Genomic DNA, 19535 nt, shown 5'->3' on the forward strand with positions numbered 1-19535 from the left:
TTTTAGAGTTTTATTTCAAATTGAGGCTGAATGTAAACTTGCTACCTAAGCCATACTGGCTTTCTGCTGTGATTTCGCCACCAAGCTGATGGGCTAGTTCTCGTGCAATCGCAAGTCCTAATCCATGCCCACCTGTCTTCATATTGCGCGAAGTTTCTACACGATAAAGTCGTTTAAAGATCTTTTCCAAATCCTCAGGATGAATCCCCTGCCCCTCGTCTTTCACACTGATTGTCAGCTCTTGTTCTGTTAATTGGGCAAGAACTTCGATTCTGGTTCCTGGTTCTGAATATTTAAAGGCATTGTTTAACAAATTGACCAGAATGCGAGAAAGTTTGTCAGAATGGCTCTTGATTTTCGCTGACTCAGGTGATACTTGAATGTAAACATCCCGCTCCTCTTGTTCAATCTGGAGTTGAAATTCACTCATTGACTCAATCAGCAACTGATCTAAAAAGACCTCTTCGACTTCTTCAGTAGCAGCATCTTGAGGTTGTGTATTGAGAGTCAAAACATCCAATTCCTCCACTAGCTTGTTTAGACGCTCAGTTTGCCGACCAATCGTGGCTAAGTAGTGGAGCCGCTCCTCTTCCTTAATCACTCCATCTAAAATTCCCTCCACAGTAACTTGAATGGAGGTAATGGGAGTTTTAATATCGTGAGAGAGCTGCGCAATCATCATTCTCTTTTCTTGCTCGCTCTCATCAAGTGATTGAAAGGTGGCTTGCAAATTGTGGGACATATCATTAAAAGCCTGGCCCAGCTCTTGAAATTCTAACGGGCCTTTGGTTTCGATTTCTGTGCTGAAATCCTTGCTTGCTATATCCTGAGCTTGTTTTTTCAAATGTTTCAGAGAAGAGAACACAGGCGACAAAAGAAAGATGCTCACTGCAGCGCCAATGAAACTAGCAATCAAGGTCATTCCAACTAGAAAGTAAACTTCACTTTTCTCAATCAACATTCGTTGGACTGCCCAAAAAACGACCAAAATCGTTAGTAGAGTCGACACTAGATACCCCACTAGAATATAGTTTTTTAATTTCATTTTCTACCTCTTGGTTTTTCCATCTTATAGCCCAAACCCCAGACAGTTTTGATAGCAGGAGCATTTGAATTTGTATACTTAGTCAACTCTTGCCTCAAAGCATGGATATGAACATTGAGTGTATTGGTATCATCCACATAGTCCTCTTGCCATACCTTCTCGTAAAGTTCCGTCTTTGAAAAGACTCTCTCAGGATTGCTGGCTAATACCCATAGAAGTTCAAAGGATTTTACTGTCAATTCCAAAGGTTGATCCCCAATGCGAACCTCATGAGTCACATGGTTGATTACCAAGTCACCAAACTCGATCTGTTCTGTCTCTCTTCCACGGCTAAGGCGACGCAAGATATTATTTACTCTTAAAACCAATTCGCGTGGGCTAAAGGGTTTGACTATAAAATCATCTGCCCCCAAACTTAATCCATAAATCTTATCCTGCTCGCTTGTCTTAGCAGTTGTAAAGAGGAAGGGTTGATCCGGAGCGATATACTGAACTTCACTGATAAAATCATAACCGTCCATATTGGGCATCATGATATCTGTGATGATGAGGTCGATAGATTTTTTTCTGAAAAGTTCTAATCCCTCCTTGCCATCATGGGCGACTAAAACATCGTATCCTGCCTGTAAAAGATAGCGATTTTGAATATCTAGAATATCTATCTCATCATCAACCAGCAAAATTGTCTTTTTCATCTGACACTCCTTCGATAAAAACAGTGTTATACTTGCTTTAGTATAACACTATTTTCTCTAATGTTTAAATGATTTGAATCTTAATCTTCTCGTTTGGTTGTCAAACCCAAAAGTCCAACAAGACCTGCCAAGGCTAGACCAAAGATACCAAGGCCAGCTGTAGCCGTTTTAGCTTCCCCAGTATTTGGTAACATCGCTTTATCATCTTTTTTCATCATATTAGCCATTGGGCTAGAAGCTGGTTGATCTACTTTCATATCTGACATATGGTGATTTGTACCCATCATACCCTCAGTCGTACCTGTAGAGCCTGTTTCAGAAGGCTTCGTATTCATCTGACCTTGTTGAGATGGTGTTGACGCCATTTCTTTTCCACGAAGCTGAATCGTTACTTGACGAGTTGCGATAAGATTGGTCAAATCAGGTTTACCATCTTTAGAACCATACACTTTGACAGTAGCTTGGTAAGTGTGAGTGCCATTGGCACGAAGTTGGTCTAGAAGGGCTTGTCCTTCTTTGCCTGTCGTGTTGCCATTCAAATCCACTTCGTAGAAATATTGGCCTTTAGCCAAGCCTTCAAGTGGCAATAGCGCTGGGTTCTTCGCTGTTCCATTGTCAGACCATGGGGCTTTGTCGGAAGCTTTTAACAAGAGGCGAGTCAACATACCATCTCCACCAAAAGCTTCGTATGGAATAACTTGGTTGACACCGGCCAAGAAAGGTCCAGGAACCTTAGCCTTATCAAGGTAGCTAGCTGGAACATCAATCATGTCTTTGATATTGTTAACAACAGACTTTTTAACCTGATTTGGTGTGGTCAAGCCATTCAAATTAACAGTCAAATCTTTAGTCGCTACCAGATTAGTTAAGTCAGGCTTGCCATCTTTCGCACCGTACACCTTGATGGTAGCTTTATAGCTTTGCGTACCATTTTGTTTCAAGAGGTCAAGCAACTCTTTATCTGATTTTCCTTGGGTGCCTGCCAAGTCTACTTCGTAGAAGTAAAGGCCTTTGCCCAATTTCTCTACTGGTGGGAGAGCAGGATTTTTAGCTGAACCGTTGTCTGACCATGGGGCTTTATCTGAGGCTTTTAACAAGAGGCGAGTCAACATACCATCTCCACCAAAAGCTTCGTATGGAATGACTTGGTTGACACCAGCTGTAAATGGACCTGGGAAATTAGCTCTATCCAAGTAAGAAGCTGGGACATCTACTGTATCTTTGGTATTGTCAGCCACACCTTTTTGCACTTCAGCTGGACTGGTCAAGCCATTCAAGTTGACATCCAAATCTTTAGTCGCTACCAGATTAGTTAAGTCAGGCTTGCCATCTTTCGCACCGTACACCTTGATGGTTGCCTTATAACTTTGAGTTCCATTTTGTTTCAAGAGGTCAAGCAACTCTTTATCTGATTTTCCTTGGGTGCCTGCCAAGTCTACTTCGTAGAAGTAAAGGCCTTTGCCCAATTTCTCTACTGGTGGGAGAGCAGGATTTTTAGCTGAGCCGTTGTCTGACCATGGGGCTTTATCTGAGGCTTTTAACAAGAGGCGAGTCAACATACCATCTCCACCAAAAGCTTCGTATGGAATGACTTGGTTGACACCAGCTGTAAATGGACCTGGGAAATTAGCTCTATCCAAGTAAGAAGCTGGGACATCTACTGTATCTTTGGTGTTGTCGGCCACACCTTTTTGCACTTCAGCTGGGGTGGTCGCTGGTTGCGCTTCACTGGCTTCACGGTCTTGTCCAGAAACTGTAGACTCAGGACTTTCCACAGGTTTAACTGCATCTTCTGTTTGTTTCTTAGAGTCAGGTTGTGCTTGCACTTCTTCTTTTGGTGCTACTACCGGCTCTTTAGCAGTTGCGTCCGCTTTTTCTGAAGAGCTTGTCGTATCCACACTTGCTTTAGGTGTTGGAATAGACCGTTCTGAAGGAAGAGCTACATCGACTGCTTTTTTGAGAACCTCTGCTGGTAAGTCGCTCTTTTCACTCACCGAAGTTGCGTCTGGCACGACTTGGGCAGGAGTCGGATTGACGACATCAGCACGCGCAGAACTTGGTTGACCAACTAGGACAAAGAAGCCACTGGCTACAACAACTGAAGCAACACCGACACTGAGACGGCGAATAGACCAACGAGTATATCTCTGATTTGGATTGAATTTCATAGGATTCTCCTTAGAGCTTTTTATTTGATGGCTCTAGTATAATCTCCTAAAATTAAAAAGGATTAAGAAAAAGTTAAAATTTTTCTTAAATCCCTCTTATAAAATACTTATATTGATTCATTAATCATTGAGGAAGAAAACAACCCTTCCTCTCCTACTCACTAAGCTCTGTTAGAGTATCCAAATGTTGGTTATTAATCACCGCCATGATATAGGCGCCTGACCGTAAAAGGTCATCGGGACCGAATTGAACATCTAGAGGAGAATTTTCATAGTCACGAAATCCAAGTACATTGAGATTGTATCGCCCACGTAAATCTAGCTGGCTAAGGCTTTTCCCCCCCCAAGATTGGGGGATTCTCATCTCGACAATTGAAACATTCTTGTCCAACTGAAAGACATCTACGCTGTTATGAAAGAGAATTCTCTGCGCTAACGAACGTCCCATTTCAAATTCCGGTGAGATGACCGAGTCCGCACCAATTTTCTCCAGTACCTTTTTGGCCATGTGACTTTTTACCTTGGCAATGACGGTCGGCACCCCTAGACTTTTACAGTGCATGACTGCAAGAACACTGGATTCTAGATTTTCCCCCGTTGCGACAACTACGGTATCACAGGTGTCAATTCCCGCTGATAGAAGGAGTTCTTCATCCGTGATATCCCCAACTACTCCACGCGCCAGCACGGGTTCAAATTGATTAATGCGCTCCTCGTGGTCATCAATAGCAATGATATTCATATGATGCTTGGCAAGAGCAGCCAAAACACTACTCCCAAAAATTCCTAAGCCTAAAATTCCAATTGTCCGATCTGACATCGTTTTTCCTTTCTTATCCGATAGTGATATCTGCTTTCATATAGTGAATCATATCTTTCTTGTCTGGTTGGTATTCTGCTAAACTTACCAGTAGTGTCAAGGGGCCAATACGGCCGATAAACATCAACAACATCACGATGCTGAGAGCTAACTTGCCTAACTCTGGTGTTAAATTCGCCGTCACCCCAACTGTCGCAAGGGCTGAAATGGTCTCAAACATGAGGTAGATAAAGCGCGGATTTCCCTCTGCTGTTATCCCTAATAGAATCAAGCCCAGCAAGAAAGTCAGCAAGAAGATAATAAAGACACTGAAAGATTTTTGCACGGTTCGAGGTTCAATAGTTCTCCGAGCCACATTGGCATGAGGCAAGCCCAATAGTTCACTACGAGCGAAGGCTAACAAGACAAAGAAGGTCGTAATCTTGAGTCCCCCTGCTGTCCCTCCAGGCGCCCCGCCCAGAAACATCTGCAAGATGTAGATCAGCAAGGTGACCGGTCGAGCCTGGGTGTAGTCAATAGAGGCAAAACCTGCCGTTCTCATGCTGACAGTCTGGAAAAAGCTAACCAGCAGTTTCTCTGGGACGCTGAGATTCCCAATCGTCCCTGGGTTGTTCCACTCAATCAAAAGGGTTGATACCGTTCCAAAGAATAAAATTCCCGCTGTTAAAAAGAGAACCAGCTTAGTATGAAAGCGAAGACGGCGTTTTTTCTTTTTCCCAAACTGGGTCGCTAGGTCAAACCAGACCATAAATCCTAGACCACCCGTTATAATCAATCCTGCAATCACCAAATTGATCAAAGGGTCCGTCTGAAAGACTGCCAAACTCGTACTTCCAAAATTATCAAATCCAGCATTGCAGAAGGCTGAAATAGCCAAAAAGACAGAGGTTAACATCCCTCGACCCCATCCAAATTCAGGAATGAAGCGGAAACTCAGAAGAAAGGCACCGAGCCCCTCCACCAGAAAAGTCGTCAAAAAGATCGAGCGGATAAAGTCCTTTAAGGACTGGGTTTCCCCATAACTAAAACTTTCTTGAATAGTCTCACGGCTACGAAGACTGAGCTTTTGTTTCCCTTGGATATAAAAGATTCCGATAAAGGTCATAAGCCCCAAACCACCGATCTGGATTAAGAGCATACAGATCAATTGACCCCAGATATTGTAAGTAGAGGCCACCGGCTGGGTGAAGAGTCCTGTCACACAGACCATGGACACAGTCGTAAAGAGATGGTCAAAGTAGGTCGCTTGTGACGTTGTTGCTTGCACAAAGGGAAGACTTAAAAGGAGCGAACCCAAGAAGATAACTAGAGCAAAACTTAAAAAGATACGACGGGCTGGTGATAATCGAACCAGAGTCGTCTTGATTTTTTCCAAAAAAGATTTGAATAACATAGCTACATTGTACCATAAAAACAGTAAGAGCACTCACATGTGGTGCACAATAGCAAGACAGAGTTCGAGCGCCTTATCAAAAGCTTCTGAACCCCAGTCACGACTGTCGTAGTTATCTAGATCCGCCAGGGAATCTGCGGTAAAGAGCAGTTCTCCCCAGACAACCCTACGTAACTGAGCTACTGCCGCAAGAGCAGAGCACTCCATCTCCACAACAGCACAGCCTTCTTCCTTACGATAGGCAACCTTTTCAGCTGTCTCTCGGTAAAAACCATCTGTCGTCCAAGTCATAACCTCCTCGTAAGGAATGCCTCTTTGTTCCAAGACTTGCTCAATGGCAGAGATAGCCTCAATCTGCATCTCCATATAACGAGAAGGTGCTACATAGTGGTAGCTGGTCCCCTCATCTCGCAGAGCGCGAACAGGGACGAGAAAGGCATTTTCCTCTATATCAGCTAGGACTCCACAAGTACCAGTGGAAATGATTTGCTCCACACCATAGCCAATCAACCAATCCATAAACTGGGCCGCTGGGGCAGAACCCACAGGCGCCTGGACAAGACAAATCTCCTCGTCCTTGTAGTTGAGGACATAGATTGGATAAGTCTTGGTGGCAGAAACGAACTCACCAACACAGTCCGCCCCTACTTCCTGAGCATAGTGGTCAATCTCCTCCTCCAAAAATGCATAGATACACTTCTTTGGCAACTTCAAGTCTAACCCCTCATGTGTTGGCATAAGGACCGCTTGGGGGTTATCATCAAACTCTAAAATAGGAATCGCATGCTTCTGAATCATCGCCCACCTCCTCTAATTTTGTACTATTGTATCAAAAGCTGACAGAGTGTCAAGGTGTTATCTTTACATTTCCTCTAGTAACAACATGAAAATCTCCCTTCTCTTTCGAGAAAGGAGATTTTTTGTTTATCCTTGTCCGCCAGGGGCTGGAGCGCTACCTTGAGGTCCAACGCCTCCAGGCATAGAGTTGACGATTTCCGTTTGTTTTTCGCCGTTGAGATAGATGTCTCCACCTGTATAGGTCGCTGTTCCATCAAAGTCAAAACCTGTTTGGCCAATCATTTTAATGGTTCCGCCTGTGACCGTGACATCCCCGTTTGAGTCGATTGGGTCTGTGTCCCCTTGACCAACTTCTACTGTCAGATTCCCGCCGTTCATGGTGAAGAAGATTTCACTCTGTTGAGCATTTTTGTTGGCTGCATTAACCCCATCATCTGTCGCATAGACATTGATATCGCCGTCGTTTATGGTGATGGATTTTCCTTCTATCCCTTCTGTTGAATTCTTAACGGTATAGGTACCGCTATCAATCACTAGGTTACCAGAAGCGTGAATTCCATCATCTCCTGCTGTGACTGTTATGGTATTGTTAGCCAAATACATATTGCCGACAGTCATATCGTCATCATTGTCGACCTTGACCCCATCCTCTTTGGCATCGATGGTCATGGTCGTACCAGTGATGTTGAGTTCATCATTGACATTAAAGGCATCGCCAACTGCTGTGATGTTATAGGTTCCACCCGTGATGTGGAGGGTGCCGTTAGCCTTGATACCATTGTTTTTCTTGCCATCTACATTGAGAGTTCCTTTCCCGTTGATGGTCAAATCCACCTTAGAAAAGAGAGCTGCGTCTGCTTTTTCGTCGCTGTTAGAGCTTGAGTCAGAGAGACTGTTGGTGGTTCCCTCTGCTAGAGTCAGGTAGACATGGCCAGCTGATGTCGCAGAAATCGCTGCATTGGTATTGGTCATGGTCGCACCTTTTAGGACTAGATGAACATCTGCCGACTTATCTGCCTCGACCTTGATCTGCACTCCGTCAGACTGACCTGAAATCACATAGGTTCCAGATTTTGTGATGGTCACTGTTGATTCAGAGACTGTCACCCCATCTCCAGAGACGTTTGCAGATGAGCCAGATAACTCAATCTTAGAAGCTGTGCTTTCATCATAAGAAGTATCATTGTCCTTCTCTGTAAAATAGGAAGATTGGTTTGTCTTTGTTGCAGTTGTTGTGGCACTATTTGTCGTTGCATTGGTATTGGATGTAGTTGTTGACTGGGCGCATGCTGCCAGCAGCACCATTGCCGTTAAACTCGTTGCGAGTAGGGTCCATTTTTTTGATTTCATACCTTTTTCCTCTCCTTCATATGATATAGCTAGACAGTCTACAGAAGATTCCTGAAACAAAGCTAAAACTTTTCTGAAAGTTTCCTTAAATTCAGTTTCGCTTAGTATTCTTTTGAAAGGGCTACTAGAAACAATTTGAGAGTACTAAAATGCATTAATAGTTTTTAAAAGCAACATCCCTCAGTGCGATGTTTCCTTGACTAAAAAAGCCAAAAAGAAGAAAAATTTATAAGACCAAAACTCATAAAAAGAACAGCCGAGGCTGTTCTTTTTAGTTTTCTTTTACTGGGATTTCCTTGATAACACGCGCAGGATTGCCAGTTAGGACGACATTGTCTCCAAAGGACTTGGTAATCACGGCCCCTGCTCCAGCGACGACATTATTTCCCAGTGTCACTCCAGGAAGGACAATGACGCCACCTCCAGCCCAGAAATTATCTCCGATGGTAATGGGCTTGCCATATTCGACTCCTGAATTGCGTTCATGTGGATCCAGTGGGTGGAGTGGGGTTAAAAACTGACAGTTGGGGCTAAGCATGGCGTTGTTCCCGATGCGAATCGGACAAACATCCAGCATGGTCAAATTCCAATTAGAATAAAAATTTTCCCCTAGATGGATATTGACTCCATAATCGACCACCAAGCGTGGATTGATATAAAGATTTTGCCCAGTTGAGCCAAACCAAGTCTTGATAATATCCGCTCCCTTCAAGGGATCTTCTTCCTTGTTAAAGGCAGCCTGTTTTTGGCGAGAAGCCTGCGCCAAGGCCCGTAACTCTGGGTCCGACGGACGGTAAAGCTCCCCTGCTATCATTTTCTGGTATTCGCTAGCCATCTTATCACCTCACACTTACTTTGGACCCATCATATCAAAAAGCCTTTGAAAGGTCAAGAATAGGCCGGTCTAGGACTTCTTTCTAGACTCTCGAAACCATTCCCCATCCCAACTCAAAACAACTTGCTTGACAAAAGCTTAACTTCATGGTTTAATATACCCCATAAGGGTATATTTGGAGGTGCCTATGTTTCACTTATTTACAAAAATTGACAGTATTTCTACCAGAGAGTTAGAAGCTAAACTCAAGGAACCAATTCAGCTACTAGATGTTCGGACGCCTACGGAATTTCACAGAGGTCATATCAAAAATGCCAAGAATGTCCCTCTAACCGAAATCGGTTCTTATACACCTGCGACAAAAGAAACACTTTATGTCATTTGTCATTCTGGTGTGCGAAGCAAACTAGCTGCGAAAAAACTTAAGAAAAAAGGCTACGATGTTATCAATGTCCGAGGCGGTATGAGCGCTTGGACAGGAAAAGTGATCTAAAATTTATTATAAGGAGGAATCCGATGAAAATTGTCATTATCGGAGGAGTGGCAGGCGGAATGTCCGCCGCAACACGTCTCAGACGTCTGATGGAAGATGCTGAGATTACTATTTTTGAGAAAGGTCCCTTTGTTTCCTTTGCAAACTGTGGACTGCCTTACTATGTTTCAGGAGAAATTGCAAACCGTGATAGTTTATTGGTTCAAACTCCTGAAAGTCTCAGGGCACGCTTTAATCTCGATGTGCGACCATTTCACGAGGTCATCCAGATTTCACCAGAAGAACACACTGTGACGGTGCGGCACGATGAACAGGAATTCACAGAAAGCTACGACAAGCTGATCCTCTCTCCAGGAGCTAAACCGTTTGTTCCTGCTATTGAAGGTTTGGCAGAAGCTAAGAACGCCTACACGCTCCGCAATGTTCCCGATCTCGATGAAATTATGGCAGCCTTGGACCATCATCCAAAAGAAGCTGTCGTTATCGGTGCAGGCTTTATCGGGCTTGAAATGGCTGAAAATCTGGCGAAACGTGGATTGCAAGTTACTATCGTTGAGAAAGCACCCCATGTCTTGCCACCATTAGATCAAGAAATGGCGGCCTTTGTCCAAGCAGAATTGATTAAAAACGGTGTTCGCGTTATCACTTCTCAGTCTGCGACTCGATTTGAAGACCAAGGAAAAGTCATCGTTCTCGAAAACGGTCAAAAGATCACTTCTGGCCTCACCATCCTTTCTGTCGGTGTTGAACCTGAAAACGGACTGGCTAAAGCTGCGGGGATTGAGCTGGGGCTTCGTGGTGGGATCCTGGTCGATGAACATTACGAAACCAGTCAAAAAGATATTTTTGCAGTTGGGGATGCTATCGTTGTCAAGCAAGAAATCACAGGACAAGACGCTCTCATCTCTCTCGCTTCTCCTGCCAATCGACAAGGGCGCCAAGTGGCGGACGTCATCGCAGGACTCGGGCGTACAAACAAGGGCAGTATCGGCACTGCTATCGTTCGTGCCTTTGATATGACAGCTGCTTCGACTGGTCTCAGCGAGCGTATCCTTAGCATGAATCAACTTCCTTACAAGGCACTTCATGTCAGCGGTAAAGACCACGCTGGTTATTATCCTGGCGCTACTGATATGACCTTGAAGCTCCTCTTTGACCCAAACACTGGAAAAATCTATGGTGCCCAAGGAGTTGGGAAGAAAGGTGTTGACAAGCGAATCGATATCCTAGCAACTGCTATCAAGGGAAATCTCACCGTCTTTGACTTACCAGAATTGGAGTTCACCTATGCGCCACCATTTGGCTCTGCCAAGGATCCGGTCAATATGCTGGGCTACGCAGCCTTGAACCTTATCGAAGGTCTCAGCGACAATATTCAATGGTACCAGCTCGAAGACGAACTGGCTAAGGGCAAGAAATTCCTAGATGTACGGACAAGTGGCGAATTCCAAAGTGGCCGACTCAAAGTCGACACCATCCACATTCCCCTAAACGAACTACGGGAACGCTTGGATGAACTAGACAAGAACCAAGCTTACATCGTTAGCTGCCACAGTGGTTTGCGCAGCTATATCGCAGAGCGTATCCTCAAACAAGCAGGATTTACCGTCCAAAACCTTGACGGCGCTTATTCACTATACAAAATGGCTAACCCAGAAGGAGTAGAATATGGTAACTAATATCAGCATGGCTGACTTTTATGAAAAATATCAAAATGAAAATCTAGATCTCATCGATGTCCGTGAAGCACATGAATTCCAAGCAGGACATGCACCAGGTGCCAAAAATCTTCCCTTAAGTACCTTGGAGCAAGGCTACACAGAACTCAAACCTGACCATGAATACCATGTCATCTGCCAAGGAGGAGTGCGTTCTGCCTCTGCCTGTCAATTTCTCAGCGCCCAAGGCCTCACCGTTACCAATGTAGAAGGTGGTATGAATGCTTGGCCCGGCGAAGTAGAATAAGCAAAAGGAGTTGGGCAAAAACTCAATTTCAGGAGAAAATGAAGTAATACTCAATGAAAATCAAAGTGCAAACTAGGAAGCTAGCCGCAGGCTGTACTTGAGTACGGCAAGGTGAAGCTGACGTGGTTTGAATTTGATTTTCGAAGAGTATAAATCTCCCCACAATAAAACGCATACTATCAAGGTTTTTCAACACCTGATAGTATGCGTTCTTTTATTTTAAAGACTTTTTACCCAGCTTCTTTTGATTCAAATTAAACTATTCCAATAGCAGAGATCTTTGCAACTCCTATCTCAAAAAATTAGTTTATTTCCGTTTAATCAAGTATCGGATAGCCTTTTCCAAGCGTTCCTTTTGAGCCTCGGGATCATCTAGTGGTTGGTTGATGCAGGCGGTGAGATTTTCCGTAATCATCATCTCAATCACGCGCTCAACGCTAGATTTCACTGCTGTCAACTGCGTCACAATATCAGCGCAGTCACGATCTTCTTCTATCATCTTTTGAATCCCACGCAACTGGCCCTCTGAACGTTTCAAGCGTGTTATATACTTTGAGTTTGTCATTTCTTTTTCCTTGCTCGATTTTTCTTCATTATATCTCGAATAAGGGGCTTTGTCAAAATTCTCATCCCATCTGTCTTTGCAGGAACTTATCTCATATCTGTGTTTTCATGATATAATAGTAAAAAAACTGTTCAGAATGGACGTTCTTATGAATTCTATCTATGATAGCTGTGAAGCCTATTTACCCACCATCTTGCAAACCTTTATTCAAGACATAGAAGAGGCCGCAACCAATTACAAAAAAGAAACCGACCTCAAACTATATGAGCATTTGCATGCGCGCATCAAAACGGAAAAAAGTATGCGTGAAAAATGCCAACGCAAGGGCCTTCCTCAGACAAGTCAATCTGCTCTTAAAGAAATACGAGATGCTATTGGCGTTCGAATTATCACAGGCTTTACAGATGATATCTACCGCATCGTAGAGTATATTCGCCAGATGCCAAGCATCCATATTTTCAAAGAGAAAGACTATATCCGTCAGGTCAAACCCAACGGCTACCGTTCCTATCATCTGATTCTAGAGGTGACCACTCCCTACCCAGACTGTCTGGGAAATGACCAGGGTACCTATTTTATCGAGATTCAACTGCGCACAATTGCCATGGATTCCTGGGCTAGCCTCGAACACCAGATGAAATACAAGAAAAACATCCAAAATCCTGAGCGAATCACGCGCGAGCTCAAACGTTGTGCCGATGAGCTTGCTTCTTGTGACTTGACCATGCAGACCATCCGTGATTTGATTCAGCGCTCTGATCAAGACTGAGGAGAACCTATGAAAATCCTACTTGCCGAAGATGAAACCCAACTAAATCGTGTTATCACTGTTGCTTTAGAACGCGAAGGCTACAGCGTTGATTCTGTTTTTAACGGACAAGACGCTGTCGAAAAGGCTAAATCTAACCACTATCACCTCATGATTTTTGACATCATGATGCCAATTAAAACTGGAATCGAAGCCCTCAAAGAAATTCGCCAGGCAGGCAATACGACCCACGTTATCATGCTGACAGCCATGGCCGAAGTAGATGACCGTGTAACCGGACTCGATGCAGGTGCTGACGACTACTTGACTAAACCTTTCTCGCTCAAGGAACTCTTGGCTAGACTCCGTTCTACTGCACGCCGCCTGGAAGACTATACCCCGGATACAGTCCAATTAGGAAATACCCGCTTGGATATTAATGAACAAGAATTGGCTGCTACAAACAGCATTCGTTTGGGGAAAAAGGAGACCCAACTCTTGACTCTCCTCATCCAGCACGCTAACCAACCCCTCAGTTGTCAACAACTACTAGAGCAGGTCTGGCCAGATGAGCTGGAAGAACAGGATCACGAGCTCGTCTTTCTCTATATCTCCTACCTACGCCAAAAACTCCAAAGTGTCCAGTCTAGCTTACAAATACTTGGGGCTGTAGAAGGGCCCTTCCAATTGACAGGAGGTGACTAGATGTTTCGAAAACTTCGTATCAAATTTATCGCAACGGCTACTCTTGCCATTGCTCTGATTCTAACCTTCTTTCTAGTCTTGATGAATAGTATCGTCTACACTCAGACAGAGGGTAACATCCACACCGTCCTCTCTATCTTAACCAAGAATGAGGGTGAACTTCCTATTACAGACGAAACCAAGGAAAGTCTGACTGAGAAAAATATCCAAGAAGGAATTGTCTATAATTTTCAATACTTCTCCGTCAGAGAAAAGGAAAATGACTACGCCATCTCCCTTACAAATGTCCAGTCCTTAACTGAGGCTGAAGTCAAAAGTTTTCTCCCAAACATCCTCAAAAAGCAAGAAACTTATGGTTCTATTACTCATAAGGGACGCTATTTTACCTACCAAGTGAGCCAATCTACGACTGGGAAACTACTGGTTTTCTTTGAGACGACTAACTATATCCGAGAACGAGATACCTTACTTCAGGTCTCTATCTGGCTGGCCTTGGCTAGCTTACTCCTCCTCATACTGCTCTTCACCTTGATTTCAGGGATTGTCATTCGTCCTTTTATCAAAAACTATGAAAAACAACGGATGTTTATCACCAATGCAGGACATGAACTCAAAACGCCTCTAGCCATCATTTCGGCCAATACCGAGCTACAGGAGTTAATGGAGGGAGAGACTGAGTGGAGTATCAGTACTAAAGAACAGACGGAACGACTCAACCACCTGATTGGAAGACTCATCCGACTTGCTCGGCTCGAGGAGCAAGAGGATATCAAATTAGCTCCTCAAAATATCTCCGTCATCGCTGAAAAGGTTGCCTCAGATTTTGGTCCTCTCTTTACCAAAGAAGATAAAAAATTTAAAAGTTCTATTGAAGCAGACGTTGTAGAAAAAGTGGCCCAAGAAGAATTTTATGAGCTTCTTAGCATCCTTCTTGACAATGCCCGAAAATACTGTGATCCCGCTGGAACGATTTGCTTGACGCTCCAACGCAAAAATTACCTACTACGCAAACGAACCTGCATCACTATTTCTAATGATTACAAGGATGGACAAGCAGCTAATATTAAGCGTTTCTTTGATCGCTTTTATCGTGCGGAGACCTCTCACAACAACCAAACCATATCTGGACACGGCATTGGTCTCTCTATGGCTCAGCATCTCGTTAGCCTATTTAGAGGTAAAATATTTGTCACCTACAAAAAACAGGTGATTACCTTTACAGTCTGGTTATAGCTATAGCTCTTTTACTCTTTATCATTTCATAAAAAAGCGAACAAGTTCGCATTCTAAAAACAGAATACGAGCTTGTCCGCCTTTTTCTATGTATATGATGTGTTTTCTTCGTCTCATCGTTCCAAGCGAATGCGGGTCACAATCCCGTCTGGGTCTACAAGATCCACTTCACTCGAATTTAGCCACTTAATCGGAGCTTCTAGCTCTTGTGCTTGCTTAACGATGTCCAAGAGTTCTTCCTTGCTTTCGACCTCAAGGACATAGTAGGCCAAGCCTGGCAAGCCTTGCTCACGCGGAGCTAGCCCTTTTCCAGCCCATTCGTTGACAGCCAGGTGGTGATGGTACTGACCAGCCGCTATCCAACTAGCACTAGGAATGCTAAATTTATCTTCTAGCCCTAACACCTTTTGATAAAACTGGCTCGCCGCGTGGCTATCCTTCACCGATAGATGGATATGCCCCATTCTCGTCCCTTCAGCTAGGATAAAGGGATCCACCTTTTCCCCTAACTCATAAATGTCCTGTGCCGCAAGGGCTTCGGTCACACCGATAATGCGACCATCTTCTCGAATATCCCATGAAGACACTGGCTTATCACGGTAGAGTTCAATGCCATTTCCTTCCAAATCCTCTAGATAAATAGCCTCACTGTATCCATGATCCGCACCTCCGACCAGAGGAATGCGTAAATCACTTAGGTGTTTCAAGACATCTGCCAAGGTTTTTCGTGTCGGCAACAAAATCGCCAGATGGTAGAGCCCATAATGCTCCCTTACTTCACCATCCTTTTCGGCCTGAATCAAGTGAACCAAGGCTTTTCGACCAAGTCCCAAAATCGCTTCTGTCTCTGTTTGGGATAAAATCTCCAAGCCAATAATCTGGTGATAAAAAGCCGTTTGACTCGTCAAATCCTTGACATTTAAAACAGCCTCTGCTAGGTAAATGTGGCTTTGGTATGCATAAGTCATCGGGTGTCTCCTTTTTGTTGTAACTTCATATATTACATCAATTATACACTGTTGAAATAAAATGTCAACGAAGACAACTCAAAAGAGCTGGAAACCAGCTCTTCTTTTTATTTTACAACAAGCTCGTAGCGAGTTTTGCTGGTAAAGGTTTGACCTGCTTTGAGAATGACTTGGTCTTTGAGGTCACTGTGAATGACATCTGGTAAAGCTTGCGCTTCAAGGGCAATCCCATTGTGCTGTACCATTGGCTGGCCTCCTATGATGACACTCTCATCCACAAAGTTTGCTGTGTAGACCACAAAACAAGGGGCCTCTGTCTTGAAAAGCAGGAAACGACCTGAGTTTTGGTCATAAAGAAAACCAGCATTGTCATGACCTGCAGGAAAGGCAAATGGGTGATCCAAACCAGATACCAACTGGATTTGCTCATCGTCGTCTGCAAAGATGTCCTTCAACAAGGCTCCATTGTAGATGTGTTTAACCACATCACGAGTAGCATCTGGAGTCTTAGCCGGAACACCGTCCGGAGCGATTGGGTAAATGCCCTCCGTATTTAGCTGGAAGACATGGCGGTCAATTGTCTGCGTAAAATCACCAGACAAGTTGAAGTAGCTGTGGTTGGTTGGATTGACAAGCGTATCCTGATCAGTCGTTACCTTGTAGCTGACTTCGTAGGCACCAGTCTCTTCCAAGTGATAGCTGATCCAGATCTTGAGATTACCAGGAAATCCTCCTGTCCCGTCTGTACGCTCTGTGTAGAGAGTCAAGCCATGGTCGCTCACCTCTACCAATTCAAACAAGCTCGAATCCCAACCTGTTGAACCACTGTGGTTACAGTTGCTAGCGTTGTTGACTTCAAGATTATAGGTCTGACCATTGAGCTCAAATATCGCACCTGCAATACGGCCTGCTACAGGACCTACACTTGCTCCATGCTTGGGACTATTACCTACATAGCTATCAAAATCATCAAAGCCCAAAATCACATTGGCAAAATTTCCAGCCTTGTCAGGTGTGACATAGCGCAAGATGGTCCCACCATAAGTCATAATTTCTAGTTGGTAGCCACTGTCAGTCTCAAAGCGATAGGCCAAGACATCCTTGCCCTCATGATTTCCAAATACACGTTCTGTGTATGCTTTCATTCTTCTCTCCTTTGATCCATTTCTCTTAAGTAAACAAACCATAGAGAGTGTATTCACCATCTATGGTTGTAGTTTCTATTTTCAGAATCCTTTGTCAGAAAACCTTAAGTATCCTCTTAACAAAAAGGAATTCTTCTATTCTTGTTTTTATGCTTCTACACGTTCAGTCCATGAAGTCGCTGTTGTTTGAAGAACCTTGTTGAGTTCGTCAATGTTCTCAAAACCTGTTGTGCGAAGCCATTCTCGAGCTGCTGCTTCACCGTCTTTGATGTAAGCTTCAACTGATCCTGCCCAGGTTGCACGGCCACAAAGAACGCCGTTGAAGTTTGCGCCTGATTCGTGAGCAAAGACAAGTGTTTCTTGGAAGAGTTTGGCTGACACTCCCGCACTCAAGTAGATGTATGGCAAGTTAGTCGCTTCATCTTGAGCTTTGAAGAAGGCTGCTGCTTCTTCGCGAGTATGGACGATTTCTCCATCACCAAAGCCTTCAATGTATTTGACGTTGACTGGAACTTCCACTTTCAAAACATCGATGTTGAAGCGTGGGTCTGAGAAGACCTTCATGGCACCGATAACCTTGTGTGGTTTCACTTTTGCGTATTCTGCAGAACTTGCGTCAGCGATTTTTTCATCGTAAGCGAGGATTTCAAGGAAGAATGGAATGTCTTCCGCCACACACTCAGAACCGATACGTTCGATGTAGGCTTGTTTTTGTTGGTTGAGTTCGTCAGAGCTGTCTACGTCATAGTAAAGCAAGAACTTCACAGCATCTGCACCTTGTTCCTTGATACGTTTTGCAGACCAAACATCCAAACAGTCAGGCAAGCGTTTGGTGCTAGTTGTATCGTAGCCAGTTTTCTCATAGGCAAGGAGAAGACCTGCATTTGGATCAAGCGCTTTTGTAGCTGGAAGACCATACTCAGGGTCAAGGAGCATAGATGATGCGTATTTTGTCAATTCATCTGCAACCAATACTTTAAGTTCTTCCATTTGAGCAACAGTTGGTTCTTCCGTTTGGTATTGAGCCATAAGGCGTTTCAAAGCACCACGTTGGTCAAAGGCAAGGGCTGAGATAATACCGTTCTCGTTAGAGAGTTTTTGCAAGCAAGCTACTTTATTGGGACTTAATTGTAATTTACTCATAGACACTTCCTTATTTTTGATATTCATGAATGATAACACCTTGTACCACACGGTTTACGGTACCAGTAGGAGACGGTGTATCTGGTTTATTTTTTACCTTGAGTGAAGTCAATAGGGCAAAGAGTTGGGCATAAACGATGTAAGGGAAGACACGGTAAATATCGTTCAAGACACCGCCACAACCAAGGGCTACTTCTTTGACATTTTCAAGACCAAAGGCTTGATCACTCAAGAGCACAACACGACGAGCAATGTGATCACCAGCAACTTCACGAACCAAGTCCAAGTCGTACTTGCGAGTGTAGTCTGTCGTTGTGCCAAAGATCAAAACAACGGTGTCTTCGTTAATCAATGATTTTGGACCGTGACGGAAGCCAACGGGGCTTTCATACATGGTCGCCACTTGACCAGCAGTCAATTCCAAAATCTTGAGCTGAGCTTCATGAGCAAGTCCAAAGAAAGGACCAGCACCTAGGTAGATGACACGATTAAAGTCGAGATCTACAAGCTCTTTGACATCTGCTGCATTGTCTAGAATCTTACGAGCAAGGCTAGTCACAACTTCAAAACGTTCAGCTTTCACAGCAAATTCTGTAGGATCAAAAACCAAGAGAGCTGTTAGCATCATGGACGTAAAGCTAGAAGTCATGGCAAATCCAGCATCATTGGAAGCAGCTGGTTGCAAGAGCAAAAGATTGCGCTCATCGCCATGAGCTTGAAGCGCCAATTTACCATCTGCAGCACATGTAATGGTCACTTGATAGAGGTCGTCAACCAAGGCTTTAGCCAAATCAACAGTCGCCACACTTTCAGGTGAATTCCCACTACGAGCAAAGGAAACAAGGACCGTCGCCACATCTTTTTTCAAATAAGTTTCTGGGTTGGCTACAATATCTGTTGTCGCAATAGAATTGAAATTCCATTTGCGCTCGTCATAGACTTCCTTAAAGTATGGCACCAAGGTATCTCCCACATAAGCAGAAGTACCAGCACCCGTCAAGATGACCTTGATATAGTCATGTTTATCAGCGATCCCTTGCAGAAAGGCTGCAATTTCTTCCCGTTTCGCTTGATAGGCTTCAAAAGCCTCTTTCCATACATCAGGCTGTTGGTAGATTTCACGAGTCGTGATTTCTGCACCCAGTTCAAGTAATTCTTCTTTTGTGTAATTTAGCATAGAGTTCCTCTAATCTATTGTCGTTTCATTCCTATTGAAAATATGGGAATGGATTGACTCCCATTCCCATGTATATTCTATACAAGCTGTTCTAACGATTTAGCCGTTGTCACATCGTATTGAATTGAGTTCCAACTAAAATCTTGGGGAAAAAGACCGATTATCGTCGGAGCATCGCTCCATCCTCCTATCGCCTATTTTTCCTGTGATTTTTACGTTGTCATATCTTATACTCGATGAAAATCAAAGAGCAAACTAGGAAGCTAGCTGCAGGTTGCTCAAAGCACTG

At 43.9% G+C, this 19535-nt stretch carries 19 protein-coding genes; 6 read left to right on the top strand and 13 right to left on the bottom strand.

Annotated features, from left to right (window positions below):
• Nucleotides 1–10: 10 nt before the first annotated feature.
• The 8 genes from MK405_RS08615 to MK405_RS08650 form a co-directional block, all read right to left on the bottom strand.
• A complete protein-coding gene (locus MK405_RS08615) occupies nucleotides 11–1045 on the bottom strand; it encodes a sensor histidine kinase (protein ID WP_061588496.1) in 1035 nt (344 codons plus the stop codon).
• Nucleotides 1042–1740, bottom strand: coding sequence for a response regulator transcription factor (locus MK405_RS08620; RefSeq protein ID WP_000751231.1), 699 nt, complete (start codon nucleotides 1738–1740; stop codon nucleotides 1042–1044). Before MK405_RS08620 ends, MK405_RS08615 begins: the two co-directional genes overlap by 4 nt.
• An 80-nt stretch (nucleotides 1741–1820) precedes the next feature.
• Entirely contained in the window at nucleotides 1821–3908 is a 2088-nt protein-coding gene (locus tag MK405_RS08625; RefSeq protein ID WP_268704795.1) for an SSURE domain-containing protein, read from the bottom strand.
• A gap of 154 nt (nucleotides 3909–4062) precedes the next feature.
• Complete coding sequence (locus MK405_RS08630) at nucleotides 4063–4728, bottom strand: potassium channel family protein (RefSeq protein ID WP_001283891.1); 666 nt, start codon at nucleotides 4726–4728, stop codon at nucleotides 4063–4065.
• 13 nt (nucleotides 4729–4741) lie between these two features.
• Nucleotides 4742–6121: a TrkH family potassium uptake protein gene (locus tag MK405_RS08635; protein ID WP_268704796.1), complete on the bottom strand. Its 1380-nt coding sequence runs from the start codon at nucleotides 6119–6121 to the stop codon at nucleotides 4742–4744.
• Between the two features lie 33 nt (nucleotides 6122–6154).
• On the bottom strand, nucleotides 6155–6919 hold the full coding sequence (locus MK405_RS08640) for a nucleoside phosphorylase (protein ID WP_268704797.1): 765 nt from the start codon (nucleotides 6917–6919) through the stop codon (nucleotides 6155–6157).
• Nucleotides 6920–7045: 126 nt separating this feature from the next.
• Entirely contained in the window at nucleotides 7046–8269 is a 1224-nt protein-coding gene (locus MK405_RS08645) for a carbohydrate-binding domain-containing protein (RefSeq protein ID WP_268704798.1), read from the bottom strand.
• Between the two features lie 271 nt (nucleotides 8270–8540).
• Nucleotides 8541–9104 (bottom strand): sugar O-acetyltransferase, encoded by a 564-nt coding sequence (locus MK405_RS08650; protein ID WP_268704799.1) that lies wholly within the window; start codon nucleotides 9102–9104, stop codon nucleotides 8541–8543.
• Between the two features lie 187 nt (nucleotides 9105–9291).
• Here MK405_RS08650 and MK405_RS08655 point away from each other — a divergent pair, with 187 nt between their 5' ends.
• The 3 genes from MK405_RS08655 to MK405_RS08665 are packed head-to-tail and all read left to right on the top strand — an operon-like array spanning nucleotide 9292 to nucleotide 11562.
• The gene (locus MK405_RS08655; protein WP_268704800.1) at nucleotides 9292–9597 is read left to right on the top strand and encodes a rhodanese-like domain-containing protein; all 306 of its coding nucleotides are present in this window, start codon (nucleotides 9292–9294) and stop codon (nucleotides 9595–9597) included.
• A gap of 23 nt (nucleotides 9598–9620) precedes the next feature.
• A complete protein-coding gene (locus MK405_RS08660) occupies nucleotides 9621–11276 on the top strand; it encodes an FAD-dependent oxidoreductase (RefSeq protein WP_268704801.1) in 1656 nt (551 codons plus the stop codon).
• Nucleotides 11266–11562: a rhodanese-like domain-containing protein gene (locus MK405_RS08665; protein ID WP_045616664.1), complete on the top strand. Its 297-nt coding sequence runs from the start codon at nucleotides 11266–11268 to the stop codon at nucleotides 11560–11562. Before MK405_RS08660 ends, MK405_RS08665 begins: the two co-directional genes overlap by 11 nt.
• 307 nt (nucleotides 11563–11869) lie before the next feature.
• On the opposite strand, the gene MK405_RS08670 is transcribed toward MK405_RS08665, so the two are convergent.
• Nucleotides 11870–12127 carry a metal-sensitive transcriptional regulator gene (locus tag MK405_RS08670; protein ID WP_000185161.1) on the bottom strand — a complete coding sequence of 86 codons (258 nt, stop codon included), beginning with the start codon at nucleotides 12125–12127 and terminating at the stop codon, nucleotides 11870–11872.
• Between the two features lie 148 nt (nucleotides 12128–12275).
• Here MK405_RS08670 and MK405_RS08675 point away from each other — a divergent pair, with 148 nt between their 5' ends.
• From MK405_RS08675 to MK405_RS08685, 3 genes are read left to right on the top strand one after another with little or no spacing between them, the layout of a single operon-like run.
• A complete protein-coding gene (locus MK405_RS08675; protein WP_268704802.1) occupies nucleotides 12276–12896 on the top strand; it encodes a GTP pyrophosphokinase in 621 nt (206 codons plus the stop codon).
• A 9-nt stretch (nucleotides 12897–12905) separates the two neighbouring features.
• Nucleotides 12906–13580, top strand: a complete 675-nt coding sequence (locus tag MK405_RS08680; RefSeq protein WP_268704803.1) for a response regulator transcription factor — start codon at nucleotides 12906–12908, stop codon at nucleotides 13578–13580.
• Nucleotides 13581–14813, top strand: coding sequence for a sensor histidine kinase (locus tag MK405_RS08685; RefSeq protein WP_268704804.1), 1233 nt, complete (start codon nucleotides 13581–13583; stop codon nucleotides 14811–14813).
• 113 nt (nucleotides 14814–14926) lie between these two features.
• On the opposite strand, the gene MK405_RS08690 is transcribed toward MK405_RS08685, so the two are convergent.
• The 4 genes from MK405_RS08690 to MK405_RS08705 all read right to left on the bottom strand — a co-directional run bounded on the left by MK405_RS08690 (nucleotide 14927) and on the right by MK405_RS08705 (nucleotide 19246).
• Nucleotides 14927–15781 carry a VOC family protein gene (locus MK405_RS08690; protein ID WP_268704805.1) on the bottom strand — a complete coding sequence of 285 codons (855 nt, stop codon included), beginning with the start codon at nucleotides 15779–15781 and terminating at the stop codon, nucleotides 14927–14929.
• 107 nt (nucleotides 15782–15888) lie between these two features.
• Complete coding sequence (locus MK405_RS08695) at nucleotides 15889–16926, bottom strand: aldose epimerase family protein (protein ID WP_268704806.1); 1038 nt, start codon at nucleotides 16924–16926, stop codon at nucleotides 15889–15891.
• Nucleotides 16927–17073: 147 nt separating this feature from the next.
• A complete protein-coding gene (gene lacD, locus MK405_RS08700; protein ID WP_268704807.1) occupies nucleotides 17074–18069 on the bottom strand; it encodes a tagatose-bisphosphate aldolase in 996 nt (331 codons plus the stop codon).
• Between the two features lie 10 nt (nucleotides 18070–18079).
• Nucleotides 18080–19246 (bottom strand): SIS domain-containing protein, encoded by a 1167-nt coding sequence (locus MK405_RS08705; protein ID WP_268704808.1) that lies wholly within the window; start codon nucleotides 19244–19246, stop codon nucleotides 18080–18082.
• Nucleotides 19247–19535: the final 289 nt, after the last annotated feature.

Source organism: Streptococcus oralis, assembly GCF_026782345.1.
GTDB lineage: Bacteria > Bacillota > Bacilli > Lactobacillales > Streptococcaceae > Streptococcus > Streptococcus oralis_CK.